This window comes from Geoalkalibacter subterraneus (genome assembly GCF_000827125.1).
GTDB classification, from domain to species: domain Bacteria; phylum Desulfobacterota; class Desulfuromonadia; order Desulfuromonadales; family Geoalkalibacteraceae; genus Geoalkalibacter_A; species Geoalkalibacter_A subterraneus.
In genome coordinates this window covers 2414150-2429555 of sequence record NZ_CP010311.1, presented here as the reverse complement: position 1 = coordinate 2429555, position 15406 = coordinate 2414150, and the positions used below count along the sequence as shown (strand labels likewise).

15 protein-coding genes and 1 pseudogene are annotated in these 15406 nt (G+C 58.6%); 10 read left to right on the top strand and 6 right to left on the bottom strand.

The window, feature by feature from the left end:
* Positions 1–39 precede the first annotated feature (39 nt).
* The 7 genes from hypF (at position 40) to GSUB_RS11270 (ending at position 7067) form a co-directional block, all read left to right on the top strand.
* Positions 40–2349, top strand: a complete 2310-nt coding sequence (gene hypF, locus GSUB_RS11300) for a carbamoyltransferase HypF (RefSeq protein ID WP_235269802.1) — start codon at positions 40–42, stop codon at positions 2347–2349.
* Between the two features lie 188 nt (positions 2350–2537).
* On the top strand, positions 2538–2870 hold the full coding sequence (locus GSUB_RS11295; RefSeq protein WP_040200875.1) for an ArsR/SmtB family transcription factor: 333 nt from the start codon (positions 2538–2540) through the stop codon (positions 2868–2870).
* A gap of 66 nt (positions 2871–2936) precedes the next feature.
* Entirely contained in the window at positions 2937–4262 is a 1326-nt protein-coding gene (locus tag GSUB_RS11290) for a permease (RefSeq protein WP_040200874.1), read from the top strand.
* A gap of 45 nt (positions 4263–4307) precedes the next feature.
* On the top strand, positions 4308–4544 hold the full coding sequence (locus tag GSUB_RS11285; RefSeq protein ID WP_040200873.1) for a thioredoxin family protein: 237 nt from the start codon (positions 4308–4310) through the stop codon (positions 4542–4544).
* Positions 4545–4637: 93 nt separating this feature from the next.
* Entirely contained in the window at positions 4638–4934 is a 297-nt protein-coding gene (locus GSUB_RS11280; protein WP_040200872.1) for a hypothetical protein, read from the top strand.
* Between the two features lie 181 nt (positions 4935–5115).
* On the top strand, positions 5116–6162 hold the full coding sequence (gene arsB / locus GSUB_RS11275) for an ACR3 family arsenite efflux transporter (protein ID WP_040200871.1): 1047 nt from the start codon (positions 5116–5118) through the stop codon (positions 6160–6162).
* A 38-nt stretch (positions 6163–6200) separates the two neighbouring features.
* Entirely contained in the window at positions 6201–7067 is an 867-nt protein-coding gene (locus GSUB_RS11270) for a universal stress protein (protein WP_040200870.1), read from the top strand.
* 72 nt (positions 7068–7139) lie between these two features.
* On the opposite strand, the gene GSUB_RS11265 is transcribed toward GSUB_RS11270, so the two are convergent.
* The 5 genes from GSUB_RS11265 to mobAB form a co-directional block, all read right to left on the bottom strand.
* Positions 7140–8252 carry a sulfate/molybdate ABC transporter ATP-binding protein gene (locus GSUB_RS11265; protein WP_040200869.1) on the bottom strand — a complete coding sequence of 371 codons (1113 nt, stop codon included), beginning with the start codon at positions 8250–8252 and terminating at the stop codon, positions 7140–7142.
* On the bottom strand, positions 8249–8923 hold the full coding sequence (gene modB / locus GSUB_RS11260; RefSeq protein WP_040200868.1) for a molybdate ABC transporter permease subunit: 675 nt from the start codon (positions 8921–8923) through the stop codon (positions 8249–8251). The genes GSUB_RS11265 and modB overlap by 4 nt, the downstream gene beginning before the upstream one ends.
* Positions 8923–9678 (bottom strand): molybdate ABC transporter substrate-binding protein, encoded by a 756-nt coding sequence (gene modA, locus GSUB_RS11255; RefSeq protein WP_435051172.1) that lies wholly within the window; start codon positions 9676–9678, stop codon positions 8923–8925. The genes modB and modA overlap by 1 nt, the downstream gene beginning before the upstream one ends.
* 197 nt (positions 9679–9875) lie before the next feature.
* The gene (locus tag GSUB_RS11250) at positions 9876–10217 is read right to left on the bottom strand and encodes a winged helix-turn-helix domain-containing protein (RefSeq protein WP_040200866.1); all 342 of its coding nucleotides are present in this window, start codon (positions 10215–10217) and stop codon (positions 9876–9878) included.
* A complete protein-coding gene (gene mobAB, locus GSUB_RS11245; protein WP_318025919.1) occupies positions 10214–11338 on the bottom strand; it encodes a bifunctional molybdenum cofactor guanylyltransferase MobA/molybdopterin-guanine dinucleotide biosynthesis adaptor protein MobB in 1125 nt (374 codons plus the stop codon). Before mobAB ends, GSUB_RS11250 begins: the two co-directional genes overlap by 4 nt.
* 167 nt (positions 11339–11505) lie before the next feature.
* Between mobAB and GSUB_RS11240 the strand changes: the two genes are divergently transcribed.
* From GSUB_RS11240 to arsJ, 3 genes are all read left to right on the top strand, one after another.
* Entirely contained in the window at positions 11506–11850 is a 345-nt protein-coding gene (locus GSUB_RS11240) for an ArsR/SmtB family transcription factor (RefSeq protein WP_040200865.1), read from the top strand.
* 90 nt (positions 11851–11940) lie between these two features.
* Positions 11941–12948, top strand: a complete 1008-nt coding sequence (locus GSUB_RS11235) for an ArsJ-associated glyceraldehyde-3-phosphate dehydrogenase (RefSeq protein WP_040200864.1) — start codon at positions 11941–11943, stop codon at positions 12946–12948.
* Positions 12948–14183 carry an organoarsenical effux MFS transporter ArsJ gene (gene arsJ, locus GSUB_RS11230; protein ID WP_040200863.1) on the top strand — a complete coding sequence of 412 codons (1236 nt, stop codon included), beginning with the start codon at positions 12948–12950 and terminating at the stop codon, positions 14181–14183. The genes GSUB_RS11235 and arsJ overlap by 1 nt, the downstream gene beginning before the upstream one ends.
* Positions 14184–14344: 161 nt before the next feature.
* Here arsJ and GSUB_RS19655 read toward each other — a convergent pair.
* Positions 14345–15394, bottom strand: a pseudogene (locus tag GSUB_RS19655) (SO_0444 family Cu/Zn efflux transporter).
* Positions 15395–15406: the final 12 nt, after the last annotated feature.

Genomic DNA, 15406 nt, shown 5'->3' with positions numbered 1-15406 from the left:
ATGCGTGATGCGTGATGCATGAGGCGTGAGGCGTGAGGCGTGAGGCGTAGATTGAAAGGGTTTTGTGGGTTGCAGCGCAAGCGTATTGAAATCGAAGGGATTGTGCAGGGGGTTGGATTTCGCCCTTTTGTTTATCAGATCGCACGCCTCCATGGTGTTCGCGGCTGGGTGTGCAACGATTCCCGCGGTGTCATGATTGAAGCGGAGGGCGCTTCCTTGTCCCTCGATTCTTTTCTGTCTGATTTAAGAGACAAGATTCCCCCTCTGGCAGAGATTACCCGGTTTGATGTTACGGATTGTCCCCTGCAGGGGGATAAGCAGTTTGTTATTCGTGGGAGCGTTGAGGCGGCGGGAAAAACTGCCCGTATCACGCCGGATACCCATGTGTGTGAAGCCTGCCTGGGGGAATTGTTCGATCCTGCCGATCGCCGCTACCGTTACCCCTTTATCAACTGCACCCACTGCGGGCCGCGCTTCTCCATTGTGACCGGAATTCCTTACGATCGCGATAAGTCGACGATGGTGGACTTTGCCATGTGCGACGCCTGCCGTGAGGAATACGAAGATCCGTCCAGCCGCCGCTTCCACGCCCAACCCAATGCCTGCCCGGACTGCGGCCCCCAGGTCCGTCTTTTGTCGGCGCAGGGGCAGCCGCTGCTCGAAATTGATGATCCTGTTGCCGCAACGGCCGAGCTGTTGCGGCAGGGGCGGATTGTGGCCATCAAGGGGTTGGGTGGATTTCACCTGGCGGTCGATGCAGGTCATTCGGAGGCGGTGGCCGAGCTGCGCCGGCGCAAGGCCAGGGACGAAAAGCCCTTCGCTCTGATGGTCCGCGATCTGGAGGCTGCCCGGGCTTTGGTCCGGATCGATGCCGCCGAACAAGCCCTGCTCACCTCCACCGCTCGCCCGATTGTCCTGCTCGATCAGGTTCCCGAACATGGCCTCAGCCCCCTGGTGGCTCCGCGCAACAGATCCTTCGGAGTGATGCTGCCCTATACGCCGCTACATCATCTGCTGCTGCACGAGAACTTTCGCGCCCTGGTGATGACCAGCGCCAATATCAGTGACGAACCGATCGTTTATCGCAACGACGACGCCCCGCAACGCCTTTGCGGTATCGCCGATGCTTACCTGGTGCATGACCGCCGCATCCACACCCGCACCGACGACTCCATTGCCCGCGTTCTGGCGGATCGCCCCATGATGCTGCGCCGTTCGCGCGGCTATGTCCCGCGTGCAGTCTCTTTGTCTTCTCCCCGGCCTGCGGTGCTCGCGCTGGGCGCAGAATTGAAGAACACCTTGTGCCTGACTCAGGGCGACCGGGCCTTTTTGAGTCAGCATATCGGCGACCTGAAAAACCACGAGGTCTATCGTGCCCTGGAGCAGAGTGCGGCGCACCTGGAAGAGATCCTGGCGACGCGTCCTGCAGTTCTCGCTCATGATCTGCATCCCGATTATCTCTCCACCCATTATGCCCAGGCGCGCGACGAGTTGCCGCGGGTGGCGGTGCAGCACCACCATGCCCACCTGGCGAGCTGTCTTGCCGACAACGGCGTGGACGCGCCGGCGATCGGCGTTATTTTCGACGGCATCGGGCTTGGCCTCGACGGGACCATCTGGGGCGGCGAATTCCTGGTGGGTGATTTCGAAAATTTCCGTCGTGCCGGGCATCTGGCCTGCCTGCCCATGCCCGGCGGGGACGCCGCAACCCGCGAGCCGCGTCGCATGGCTTTGAGCGCCTTGCTGCATGCTTACGGAGAGGATATCCCACAGTTGAGTCATGATGACGGCTTCACTGATCAGGAGCGCCGATTGCTGCAGCAGATGGTGGCGAGAAAACTCAACAGTCCGCTGACTTCGAGCTGTGGGCGGCTGTTCGACGCGGTGGCGGCATTGGCCGGTGTACGGCAGGTCGTCAGCTACGAAGGGCAGGCGGCCCTTGAGTTGGAGCAGGCCATCGAAAGGGGGGATGGGGCCGCTGCCTACCGTTTTGAGATTCGTAACGACGGAGATCTTCTGGTCTGCGACCCTGCGCCGCTGATCCGCCAGGTGGTGGAGGATGTTCGCGCCGGGCACGGTCCGGCATGGATCAGCATCCGCTTTCATAACGGCCTGGCGCAAGTCATCACCGAGGTCTGTCGCCGTATCCGACTCCAGACAGGGCTGGAGCGGGTGGTTCTTTCCGGGGGCGTTTTTCAGAACCGTATCCTGACGGAAAAAACGAACAGAATTCTGACGGAGGGGGGATTCGACGTCCTGCTTCACCGGCAGGTTCCGCCCAATGATGGAGGCTTGGCTCTCGGACAGGCCGTCATTGCGGGACGACGGTTCGGGAAAAAATCAACCTGATGAGCGTCAATTCTCAGAAAGGGGGTTCCCTCCCAGCGGGGGAGGGTTAGGGAGGGGGCATACGGTAAAATTGCGCGCTCCCCCCTCCCAACCTCCCCCCGCTGGGGGGAGGAGTTGATTTTATGTAAAATCCCCCTTGCACGTGTTTGGCTATTTGGTTATATTGCCAAATATTGAGAGGAGATCCAATGAATCCAGATCGCAAAGCGCATCTCGAGGCACGGGCGCAGGTGCTCAAAGCCATGGCTCACCCAACCCGCCTGCTTCTTATCGAAGAGTTGTCCGTCGCCGAGCGCTGCGTGCGTGAATTGACCGATGCCGCCGGGGCGGATATCTCGACGGTTTCAAAGCATCTGACCGTTCTTCGGGAAGCGGCGCTGGTCGCGGCTGAAAAGCGCGGCAACCAGGTTTTCTACCGCTTGCGCGTGCCCTGCATTCTCAATTTCTTTGATTGCGTGGAATCGGTGCTTAAATCCCGGGCACGGGAGCATGCCGTGTTTCTTGAACCCGAGGCGGGCTGAGTCTGCCTTTTTTTGTTCTGATATTTGGCTATTTGACCAAAAAGAATAATTCGCGGAGTTGTTGAAATGGATTGGTCCAGAGAATGGAAGCCCCTGGCCGCAATCATTGCGGTTTTCATCGCCTGTTATTACCTGCCGGTGGAGTGGCTGCAGCAGGCGCCGCGGGTGGAAAATGCCCTGTGGGAATCGCTGTACCTGGTCAAGTGGTACGCCCAGGAGCATGTGATTCTGTGCCTGATACCGGCCTTTTTTATTGCCGGCGCGGTGGGGGTGTTTGTCAGCCAGGCCTCCGTCATGAAATACCTCGGTCCCAAAGCCAACAAGTTTCTCGCCTACGGCGTGGCGTCGGTATCGGGCAGCATCCTTGCCGTCTGCTCCTGTACCATCCTGCCGTTGTTTGCCGGCATTTACCGCATGGGCGCAGGGCTGGGACCGGCCAGTGCTTTTCTCTATTCAGGCCCGGCGATCAATATCCTGGCGATTGTCCTGACCGGCGCGGTGCTGGGGCCGTCCATGGGGATCGCCCGCGCGGTGGGCGCAGTGAGTTTCGCCATCGTGATCGGCGTCTGCATGCACTTCTTCTTCCGCAGGGAGGAGCTGGAAAAGAGTGAAGCGGCAGCCGCCATGCCGGAACCGGAAGTCAGCCGTCCCCTGTGGCAGAATGCGCTTTATTTCGCCAGCATGGTAGGGATCCTGGTCTTTGCCAACTGGGGGCAGTCGAGCGAACCGACGGGCGTGTGGCATCTCATCTATCAGATGAAGTGGCCGATCAGCGGGGCGCTGGCACTTGCGCTGGCCGTCATTCTGGTGACCTGGTTCAACGTCAACAAGTGGCGCATGCTGCTGGCAGGCCTGCCGGTGCTGCTGTTGGCGTTGGTTTTCCCCCAGTATCCTTCCCTGGCGTTTGTCGCAGGAGCCATCGGCCTCTCTGTTCTGACTGCGACATCCGATGACGAAGACGGGGAATTGCCCGAATGGTTCGAAACCACCTGGGATTTCGCCAAAAAGATCCTGCCGCTGTTGTTCTGGGGCGTTCTGATCGCGGGTGCGCTCCTCGGCCGTCCCGGTCATGAGGCGCTGATCCCCTCGGAGTGGATCGCGCAGATGGTGGGCGGCAACTCGCTGCAGGCCAACCTGTTTGCTTCCGTCGTGGGCGCGTTTATGTATTTCGCCACCCTGACCGAAGTGCCGATTCTGCAGGGACTGATCGGCTCCGGCATGGGACAGGGGCCTGCGTTGGCTCTTTTATTGGCGGGGCCGGCCCTGAGCCTGCCCAACATGCTGGTGATCCGCAGCGTCATCGGCACCAAAAAAACCGTTGTCTTTGTGGTGCTGGTCATCATTATGGCCACCATCAGCGGTCTGATTTACGGTTCGCTTTTCACCCTGTAGAAGCACGGCAGGCAAGTGCTTCAATTCAACTAAAGGAGATGACAGATGAAAAAAGTTCAGATTCTTGGAACCGGTTGCGCCAAGTGCAACAAACTCGCCGACAACGCCAAGGCTGCGGCTCAATCCGTCGGACAGGAGATCGAGTTGGAAAAAGTCAGTGACCTTAACGAAATCACCAAATTCGGCGTGTTGTCGACGCCGGGACTCGCCATCGACGGCAAGGTCGTCTCACAGGGCAAGCTGCTCAAGCCCGAGCAGATCGCCAAACTGCTGGCGGGTTGAAACGGGCATTGTCTGAATGCGCGGCAGAATTGCGGGATTGACAGGGTCGCTACAGGATTTGAGGTCTGTTTATGAATTTGCGTGGTGTTTTAAATGGAATCGTTGTTTATCGCACTCACCGAGGCGGTCAGTGGGGCACCGCTTTTGGCCCTGTCGGCGGCTCTGGCCTGGGGCGTGTTGAGCGTGGTGCCCTCCCCCTGCCATCTGGCAAGCATCCCTTTGATTGTCGGCCACTGTGCAGTCATCGTTCTGGCCGGCACCTTCACCGAAGTGATTCAACGCTATCTGGACTGGAATGAAAGATCCAGGGGCGCTGTATTGCTCAAAAAAATCTGCGGTGTCCTGGTGATTGCCGGCGGAATTCGGCTGATTTATACTGCGCCCCTGTGATTGGATTCCTTCAGTCAGGTTGGATCCGTTCTGCTATTTTCCCAATCTTCTCGTTAAACCCTCTTCTTCTCAGCTATTTATCAGGAATATACAAGAAAAACGTTGAATGAATCCGGATATCCGGATATAAAGGTTTTTGTCGTGTTTCAACAGATTTTCCGGATATTAAAAGGAGGCCTTCATGTCTACCGGCATTACCAGAAAACTCTCTTTTCTCGACCGCTATCTCACGTTCTGGATATTCGCCGCCATGGTGATCGGGGTTGGAGCGGGCTGGCTCATTCCAGGGATGAAGGAATTCGTCAATTTCTTCACGGTGGGCACCACCAACATTCCGATCGCTCTTGGCTTGATCCTGATGATGTATCCACCATTTGCCAAGGTGCGCTACGAAGAGATGCCCGATGTTTTTCGCAACAAGCGTATTCTCGGGCTTTCACTGATTCAGAACTGGGTCATCGGTCCGGTTCTGATGTTCATTCTCGCCATCGTCTTTCTGCACGGCTACCCCGAATATATGATCGGCCTGATCATGATCGGCCTGGCGCGTTGCATCGCCATGGTCATCGTCTGGAATGAGCTGGCTGAGGGCAATACTGAATACGCCGCCGGTCTGGTCGCTTTCAACAGTATTTTTCAGGTCATCTTTTTCAGTGTCTACGCCTGGTTTTTCATCAGTGTCCTGCCGCCGTTCTTCGGGTTGGAAGGGGCAGTGATCGACATTACGATTGGTCAAATTGCTGAAAGCGTCTTTATTTACCTCGGCATCCCTTTCCTCGCCGGCGCTCTGACCCGTCTGATCGGCGTTAAAATGATGGGACGCAAGCGTTATCACGATGTCGTGGTGCCCAGGATCAGCCCCATCACTTTGATCGCTCTGCTGTTTACCATCCTGGTGATGTTCAGCCTCAAGGGCGATCTTATCGTGCAGATCCCTATGGACGTGGTGCGCATTGCCATCCCGCTGCTGATCTATTTTGTACTGATGTTTCTGCTATCCTTTTATATGGGCAAAAAAGTCGGAGCGGATTACAGCAGGACCACCACCCTTGCCTTCACTGCCGCAAGTAACAACTTTGAGCTTGCCATTGCGGTGGCGATCGCCGTTTTCGGGATCAACTCCGGCGCGGCGTTCGCGGCGGTTATCGGACCTCTGGTGGAAGTGCCGGTGATGATCGCACTGGTGAATGTCGCCTTCTGGTTTCAGCGGCGCTACTTCATATCCTGAGTTCATTTGTCGCCAACTCTCTGGAAGGAGAAATGATTATGTTCAAAAAGATTCTGATCGGCACCGACCTTTCCACGGCGTCGGATTGCCTGATGCGCTGTGTTGGCGAATTCGAAGCCCTGGGCCTCGAGCATGTGGTGCTTGCCCATATCATTCACGTCGCCAACGCCCCGGGGCTCGAGGATCGGATGAAGTCCGAGGATGTGCCTGAAATACAGCGGCAGGCGGATCTTTTGCGTGCTGAAGGGCTGGATGTCACAACTGAGGTGCATCTCGGCATCCCCGCCCGGGAGCTTAACATGCTTGCGCAGCAGCATGATGTGGACGCCATCGTGATCGGTTCCCGTGGCCATGGCCTGTGGCGGTCATTGCTCGGCAGTGTCTCCTTTAAAATGCTGCAGATCGCCGATCGCCCCGTTTTTCTCGCGCCAGTCCGGGTGACGGGAGAGGGGGATAGCTGCCAGCTGTCGGTGTATTTCAACTCGTTTCAGAATATCCTTGTCCCCGTGGATTTTTCCGCCAACTGCGACCAGATCATTGCCTATCTGGAAAAATTGCTTGAGAAATACGAATCCTCCTTGACCCTGCTGCACGTCATCGACGACAAGTTTGTTGAAATAAACCTTTCCGGACAGGAGGCTGAAAACCACCGCAAGCAGGTCGATAACCAGCTGAATGAATTGAAACAGCGGCTGGAGAAAGCAGGAGGCCAGGTCGAAACAGAGTGGGCCGAGGGCACCCCCTGGGAGGAAATTGTCAACCGAACTCGCAGCGACCGTTTTTCGCTGGTCGTCATGGGTCGCCATGGGCGGGGGTTTTTTCAGGAAGCGCTTCTTGGAAGTGTCGCCAACGAGGTGTCGCGGCAGACTGAGTTGCCGGTGCTCTTTCTTCCCCTTTTTAAATAATCAGATAGGGCATGGGAAAATTTCTTCAATGACCAGGAGTGCGCTGCTTTTTGGCCAGGTTGCTGAACGGTTTCAAGATTGTGCCACCTCAGGTAGCCCCTCTTCAGGTGCGGCCAGGGGAATCACCTCCGTTGGCCGCAGACAGACCGTGACCCGGGTGCCGGGCGTGACTGGATAACGCCGCAGGGCTCTTTCGGGCAGGCGCATCTGCAGGTTGACCTTCGGCAGCCCCTCGGGGTTCAGCCAGAGAACGATCTCCCCCCCGAGAGCGATAACTTCTGTAATGGTGACCGGGATCGGGTTCTCAAGATGACGCCCCCAGGGCTTGCCCTCTTTGACCATGAGAATGTTTTGCGGCAGCACGGCAAATTTCACCCTGCCGTCCGGCGTTGACGGGAACTCGCCGGCCGTGTTGAGAGTATGGGGGCCCCAACGGAGCTGAGTCGTCTCCTGCAATCCGGGCACAATCAGCCCTTCAAAAATATTGGGGATATCGAGCAGGCGTGCAGCCTGCTCGCTGGTGGGACGGGTCAGAACCTCGTTGGTGGGGCCGGCCTGGAGCAGACGTCCGTGGTTGATCAGGATCAGATGCGATGCCAGCTGTGCAGCTTCGTCCAGATCGTGAGTCACCAGCAGGATGGTGGCGCCGAGTTGCTGGTGAATACGGCGCAGCTCCACGTACAGGCGCTTGCGCGTGCTGCGGTCGACCGCGGAGAAAGGTTCGTCGAGCAGCAGCACCCGGGGCTCACGGGCGATGGCCCGTGCCAGGGCGACCCTTTGCCGCTGCCCCCCGGAGAGCTCATGGGGGCGGCGCTTTTCAAGCCCGGCAATGTGGGCGAGCTTGAGGCAAGAGAGAGCGCGCTCCCTGCGCCGGGAAGGGGGGAGGTGGGTCAGCGCCGCTTCAACATTGCCCTGAACGCTCAGGTGAGGGAATAAACCGTAGTTCTGTGATACCAACCCGATTGAACGGTCTCGCGTCAAACGGTGTGTGGGTGCATTGTCCCAGATTTCATCGGCGAGAGAAATGCGTGCGTGCCGAATGCGCAGAAGGCCGGCAATGGTTCGCAGAATCGACGTCTTTCCGCTGCCTGAAGGACCGACCAGGGCGGTGATGCGCCCCTCGGGGATCTCCGCCTGGAAATCCAGGGGCGGTGCGTCATGGTGGAGTTCAAGGGACAGGCTCATGGTGAATGCCGCCGTTTCATAAGACGGGCCACCAGCCCATAGCTCACCCCGATGGTTGCCAGGGAGATGACGAGAAGCAGAAGCGACATGGCGCCGGCGGAACCGAAATCGAAAGACTGAACCCTGTCGTAAATGGAGATGGCCACGGTTTTTGTCTCTCCGGGGATGTTGCCACCCACCATGAGCACAACGCCGAACTCACCCAAAGTATGCGCAAAAGTCATCACGCAGGCTGACAGAATCCCTGGCCACGCCAGAGGCAGATCAATCCTGAAAAATGCCTGCCAGAACGTCAGTCCACAGCATTTGGCCGCTTCGTGGATCTCCGGCGAGATCGCTTCAAACGCGCGCTGCACGGGTTGCACCGCAAAGGGAATATTGAAGATGACCGAGGCCACAACCAGGCCGGTAAAGCTGAAGGCCAGGGTGCTGCCTGTGACGGCTTCGAACCAGCCCCCGAGGAAGGCGTTTCCTCCCATGGCCACCAGCAGATAATAGCCGACGACGGTGGGCGGCAGAACCAGCGGCAGCGCCAGCAGGCCCTCGATCCAGTGTTTGCCGCGCAGGGATGTCATTGCCAGCCAGCGGGCGGTGAAGATGGCAGGGGGCATCAGGAAGAGAAGCGTCACCAGTGCCAGTTTGCCGGAGAGATTAATCGCGGTCCAATCCATCAATGATTGTCCTCGTCAGCCAGTAGAAAACCGAATCGAACGAATATGTCACGAGCGGTCGGTTGCTGCAGGTAGTGGTAGAATTTCCGAGCTGTATCGCCCGCCGTTTTCATCAGCACCATTCGCTGGCGCAGAGGCTCGCCGGCATGCCAATCGGCGGGGATCAGGGCGAAGCTGCCGAGTCGGCTGATCTGCGGAGCTTTGGAGAGTGACAGGGGAATGATGCCGCCCTGAGAAGTGCCGGCCGCAGCGAACTGCGTGGCCTGGCTGGCGTTTTCGCCGAAAACCAGGAAAGGCGAAAGGGGCTTCCACAGAGTCTCATGCTCGAGCGCGGCTTGTGCTGCGCGGCCATAGGGCGCGTGTTCCGGATTGGCGATGGCAAACCGTTTGATGCGGCCGTCCGTTATGGCGGCCCGCAGATCCTGCAATGATTCATCGACACGAAGTGGCGAGCCGTGGGGCGCAAACAGGACGATACGGCCGATCGCGTAGAGTGCGCCCTGATCGGCAGTGAGCCCTTTCTGGGCCAAGTGAAAGATGTAATTTTCGTCTGCCGACAGAAACAGCTCAAAGGGGGCTCCCTGAGCGATCTGGTGAGTGAAGTTCCCCGAGGATCCGAAGGATAACCTGACCTCCAGGCCCGTCTCCTCCTGAAAACGGGCGGCAATCTCCTGCAGGGCGAACTGCAGGTCTGCCGCGGCGGCGATTGCGGGTCTCTGCGCCCGGGCGGCAGAAGTTGCAGGAAACGTGAGCATGATGCAGGCGCAGAAGATTATGATGATGGAGACAATGCGTTGCACGGTCAGTCCTTTCATCCGTGTGACGGTTAGCTTGAGGTCGCAACTCCCTTGACAAGGGGCACTTTTCGCCGTCCATGGCCGTTTGACTGGCGCCATCCCTGGCGCCAGACACCCTTGTCAAGGGAGCTGCGACCCCAGGGGTAGGGAGTTGCTCACTCGTTAAAAATGGCGGAAAATTTTTCGTCGATCGCCTGGTTGACTCCCTGGCGAAGACGATCGAATTTTCCCAGCAGTACGCGCGCTTCCGGGGTCAGGGAAGAGCTGCCGCCCCCGGCCCCGCCTTTCTCCCGCAGCACCAGCGGGATTTCAAGTTTCTCCTCCATGGCCTGAACAAAGCCCAGAGCCCGGCGGTAACTGAGGTCCATCCGGCGGGCGGCGGCGTTGATCGAGCCGAATTCGTCGATGAGCCGCAGCAGTCGCTCGCGGCCGTCGCCGAGCAGAGGCGCGCCGTCGACTTCCAGCCAGATCTTGGACCGCACCTCCAGGGGTTTCATGACAGAAAACACTCCGTAATCAAATCGCAAAGCCCTTTGGCGTCGTTGATGTCATAGACCGGAACGTCGAGTTCCAGCGGTTCATCGGAGGCGACGGCGAAGAGGGTGGAATCGTGTTCTTCGCCGCGGCACAGCAGGCGGGGACTTCGTTCTCTGCGATGGACTTCGATTTTGGGCATGGCGCTGCGTTTGAACCCTTCGGTCAAAACAATGTCGACATCGTTGAAATAGGTCTGGATGGTTTCGGTCAGCGGCGGTTCTTCGGCCCGGTTGTTCTGCTTGACCATGGCGATTTTTTCCGGCGAAGTGATCAGCATGGTGTCAGCGCCGGCCTGGGTCATGCGCCAGGAGTCCTTGCCCTCATGGTCGATGCTGAAGCTGTGAGCATCGTGCTTGACTGCACCGACACGGTAGCCGCGGGATTTCATCTCAGTGATCAGTTTTTCCAGCAGGGTCGTTTTTCCGGTACCGCTTTTAGCCACGATGGAAACAACGGGGGGCGACATGAGAGACTCCTTTTTCAGGCGCCGGAGGTCTTCCGGCGTATTGAGATTAAGCAGGGCGCGCTGCCAGTCGGCAGAAAGAATCTGAACATCGAGGTGATGGACACGTACCTGCGGATAAAAATCGTAAATGCGATAATCGCCCTGCCGGAGCATCTCCTCCATCAGGGGGAGGCAGTTTTTGTGGTAGAGCGCAAAAACCGGTTCAAGACCCTGGGGGGTGCGGGGTACGACCACCTCATGTCCTTCACGATGGTCCAGCATCAGGCGGATCAGGAGTTCATCCGGATAAGGCAGATCGCAGGGGGTGACAAACACCCAGGGCGTTGCCGCAGCCTTGAGCGCGGCGTGCAGCCCGCCGAGGGCGCTGCCAGGGTAGATATCCGGCACGCAGGGAACCTGCGCCGTGGCCAGGTCTGGGCGATCTCCTGCAATCAGCACCCGGCTGAAGATGCCCTGCAACATTGTCAGGGTGCGCTCGAAAAGAGTCTGACCGCCAATCTCCAGGGTCGCCTTGTCGCGGCCCATGCGGCGACTGCGCCCCCCCGCGAGAATCACTCCTGTGACATCCGGACAGAGATCAAAAGCGTTGTGCGGATTCTGCATAACGAAAGTCATAGCTCACAATCTGAAATGTGGCAAGCATGTTTCATGATGATCGGATGATGGCTTGCGGATTATTGGGTGACAGTCTTTTGTTTGGAGAGAGCTGCAAAGGTGTGCTTTTTTTAAAAACTGAAAAATTATAGTTGAATAAATCCGCTTATCCGGATACATTTCCGATTATGAAACACGAAGCGAAAATTTTCAAGGCATTATCCGACCCGATCCGTCTGCGCATTGTGTCCCTGCTGCTGGAGGGAGAACTGTGTGTCTGCGACCTGATGGCGGTGCTTGAGCTTCCTCAATCGACGGTCTCCCGCCATTTGGCCAATCTGCGCCATGCCGGGCTGGTGGAGGATGAGCGACGGGGAGTGTGGATGTTCTACCGCCTGGCGCCTTCCCTATGCCCGTTGCAGCAGGAGCTGATCAGTCTTCTCGAACGGCAGTTTCCGCAGCGCGCCTGGGTTATTGAAGATCGAAAGCGCTTGCGCGAGGTCAAAAAGCAGAAAGACAGCCCATCTTGTTGATGGGTTTTTGCGACCCCCCTCATCATTTCCTAACAGAAATAGTCCTATCGTTCCCGAAAAAAATCATTCTTGGCAAGGAGATTTGTTTTTATGAGCATCCGCGTCGGTATCAACGGATTTGGCCGCATGGGGCGACTGGCTCTGCGCGCGGCCTGGGACTGGCCCCAATTCGATATTGTTCATATCAATGAAGTCAAGGGGGGCGCTGAATGCGCCGCTCATCTGCTGGAGTTCGATTCGGTACATGGCCGCTGGCCGCGCGAAATCGGACATGAAGCGGACGCAGTGGTGGTGGACGGCAAGCGGATCGGTTTCAGCGAAAACCCGGCGCCGGGGGAGGTGCCCTGGGATCAATACGGGGTCGACATCGTCATTGAGTCCTCGGGCAAGTTCCTTACGCCGGAGAAGCTCCAGCCCTATTTCGACCGGGGGGTAAAAAAAGTCATCGTCGCAGCTCCAGTCAAGCAGGGTGCGCTCAATGTGGTGATGGGGGTTAATGACCACCTTTACGATCCTCGCAGGGATCATATCCTTACCGCCGCCTCCTGCACCACCAACTGTCTGGCGCCGGTGGTCAAGGTGCTGCATGAAAAGATCGGTATCGCCCACGGCGTGATCACCACCATTCATGACATGACCAACACCCAGATCATTGTCGACGCGCCGCACAAAGACCTGCGGCGGGCGCGGGCGGCGAGCATGTCGCTGATCCCGACGACGACCGGGTCCGCCACCGCCATTACCCTGATCTACCCCGAACTCAAGGGCAAGCTCAACGGTCACGCCGTGCGGGTGCCGCTGCTGACCGGTTCCATCACCGACGCGGTGTTCGAGATGAAACGCGACGTGACCGTCGATGAGGTCAACGGCCTGTTTCAGGAGGCCGCCGAGACCTACCTTAAAGACATTCTCGGCATCGAGTACCGTCCGCTGGTGTCCGTTGATTTCAAGGGAGATCCCCGTTCGTCCATCATCGATGCGCTCTCCACCATGGTGGTGGACGGCCGGCAGCTCAAAGTTTACGCCTGGTACGATAACGAGATCGGCTATGCCAACCGCATGATGGAACTGTGCAGAAAAGTAGCTTCGAGTCTGTGATGAGTGATCTGCGCAACTACACCCTGGTGACCGGGGCCTACTGGGGCTTTACCCTGACCGACGGCGCTCTGCGCATGCTGGTGCTGCTGCATTTCCACGCGCTGGGCTACACGCCGGTGCAGATCGCGTTCCTTTTTCTGTTCTATGAATTCTTCGGCATTGTCACCAACCTGGTGGGGGGCTGGATCGGTGCCCATTTCGGGCTCAAGCTCACCCTGTTTGCAGGGCTTGCGCTGCAGATCCTGGCGTTGTCCATGCTGGCGCTGCTCGACCCCGGGTGGAGTGTGGTCGTTTCAGTCGCTTATGTGATGACGGCGCAGGCGCTTTCGGGGATTGCCAAGGATCTCACCAAAATGAGTTCCAAAAGTGCGATTAAGGTGCTGATCCCTGGGGATGCCCAGGGGGCGCTGTTCAAGTGGGTGGCGATACTGACCGGCTCTAAGAATGCCCTCAAGGGAGCCGGGTTTTTCCTGGGCGGCGTGCTGTTGACCGCGCTGGGATTTCGCGGCGCCCTCTACGCCATGGCGGCAGGGCTGGCGGTGGTGCTGGCGGCTGCGGTCCTGTCGCTGCCCCGCGAGATGGGGCGTGTGAAGAAAAAAGTAGCGTTTTCAAGCATTTTGTCGAAAAGCCGTGAAATCAATCTGCTTTCCGCCGCGCGCCTGTTTCTGTTCGGTGCCCGTGACATCTGGTTCGTGGTGGGGCTGCCGGTTTTCCTGTCCGCCGGTCTGGGGTGGGGGCATGCCGAGGTCGGCGGTTTCCTGGCCCTGTGGGTGATCGGTTACGGCGGCGTGCAGGCATTGGCGCCCAACCTGTTGCGGCGTGGATTGGCGGGCGGCACGCCCAAGGGGGGTGCCGCGAGTCTGGGAGCGTTTGCCCTGGCGGTGCTGACGGCGCTGATCGCGCTGGGGGTCCATGCCGGCTTGTCCCCCTGGGTGACGGTGGTGGCAGGGCTTGCTCTGTTCGGAGTGGTGTTCGCGCTGAACTCGGCGGTGCACAGCTACCTGATCCTGGCCTACACTGAAAGCGATGATGTCGCCCTCAATGTCGGCTTCTACTACATGGCCAATGCCGCAGGTCGCCTGGTGGGCACCCTGCTTTCGGGCGTGGTGTTTCAGGTGGCGGGGCTGACGGGATGCCTGTGGGTTTCCATGCTGTTTCTTCTGGCGGCGGGAGCACTTTCGTTGCGGCTGCCGAGGGGAAAGGATTCTGAATCGCCGCAGGAGGCGCGTGTCTGATTTTATGAAATTTTCAGTCGGGTGCCCGGGATAGCTGGTGCTCTCAGCCAAGGGCCGCATGAAGCCATCCCTGGCGCTTAGTTGTCGCCCTCCTGGCGACAAATACCCTTGGCAGAGAGCACCAGCTATCCCGTTTCGCGAACAAGCGCTCCCCAGCCCTCTCACCCCCGCCGAAAAAAAGCCCGACCCATCAAAAAAAGCAACACAACCGCCGAAATGATCATCACCGGGTGATCGGCTGTTTCTCCGACGCGCGCGACCCATTGGGTGATGTCAATATCCGCCCAGTCATAGAGGCGGTTGGTGAGCCAGCCGATCAGAACCGAGCAGACCGCGATGCTGATCAGGTAGGCGAGGGTGGCGCGGCGCCCCCAGAATCGGCCGACCACGGTGATGGTCGCGGCGTTGGTGGCAGGACCCGCAAGTAGAAACACCAGCGCTGCACCGGGGGACAATCCTTTGAGGACCAGCGCCGCTGCGACGGGGGTGGTGGCGCTGGCGCAGATATAGAGCGGGACGCCGACGGCCAGCATCACCAGCAGCGACAGCCACTCCTGATCCATGAAGCGCAGAAAGAAATCGTCCGGGACGAAATAGGCGATGATGCCGGCCAGGCCGATGCCGAGCAGCAGCCATTTGCCGATATCCTGCAGCAGCTCTCCAAAGGCATAGTCCAGACCGGCGCGCAGGCGCGCGCTTTTTGACGGGCGGGAGGTGGGCGAAGAACCTTCGCCCTGGTCGCTCGGTCAGCCACAGCCGGATGCCGGCGTTTCAACCTCTTTCACCTCGGGTGACGGACTGTCCGGAATCTGGTTGATCACCACGCCGGTGATCGTGGCGGTGATGAAGGCGGCCACCGGGCGCACCACCGTCATAATCGGATCGAGCAGGGCCCAGGTCAGGGCGATGGAATCGACGCCGGTTTCCGGGACGGAAACCAGGAACGCGGCGGACGATCCCTTGCTTGCCCCCTGTTTGCGCAGGCCGACTGCCGCGGGGATGACGCCGCAGCTGCACAGGGGCAGAGGAATCCCCAGCAAAGATGCTTTAATGACGGAGCCGAGGCTTTTTTCTCCCAGATGCCGCGCCACGGCCTCCTCGGGGAGAAAGGCCTTGAGCACCCCCGCCGCAAAAAAGCCAAACAGAATGTAGGGCGCAGATTCGGCCAGAATATTCCAGCATTCGATGAAAATCCCCGTCAGAATATCCATCGGTTGATTCCC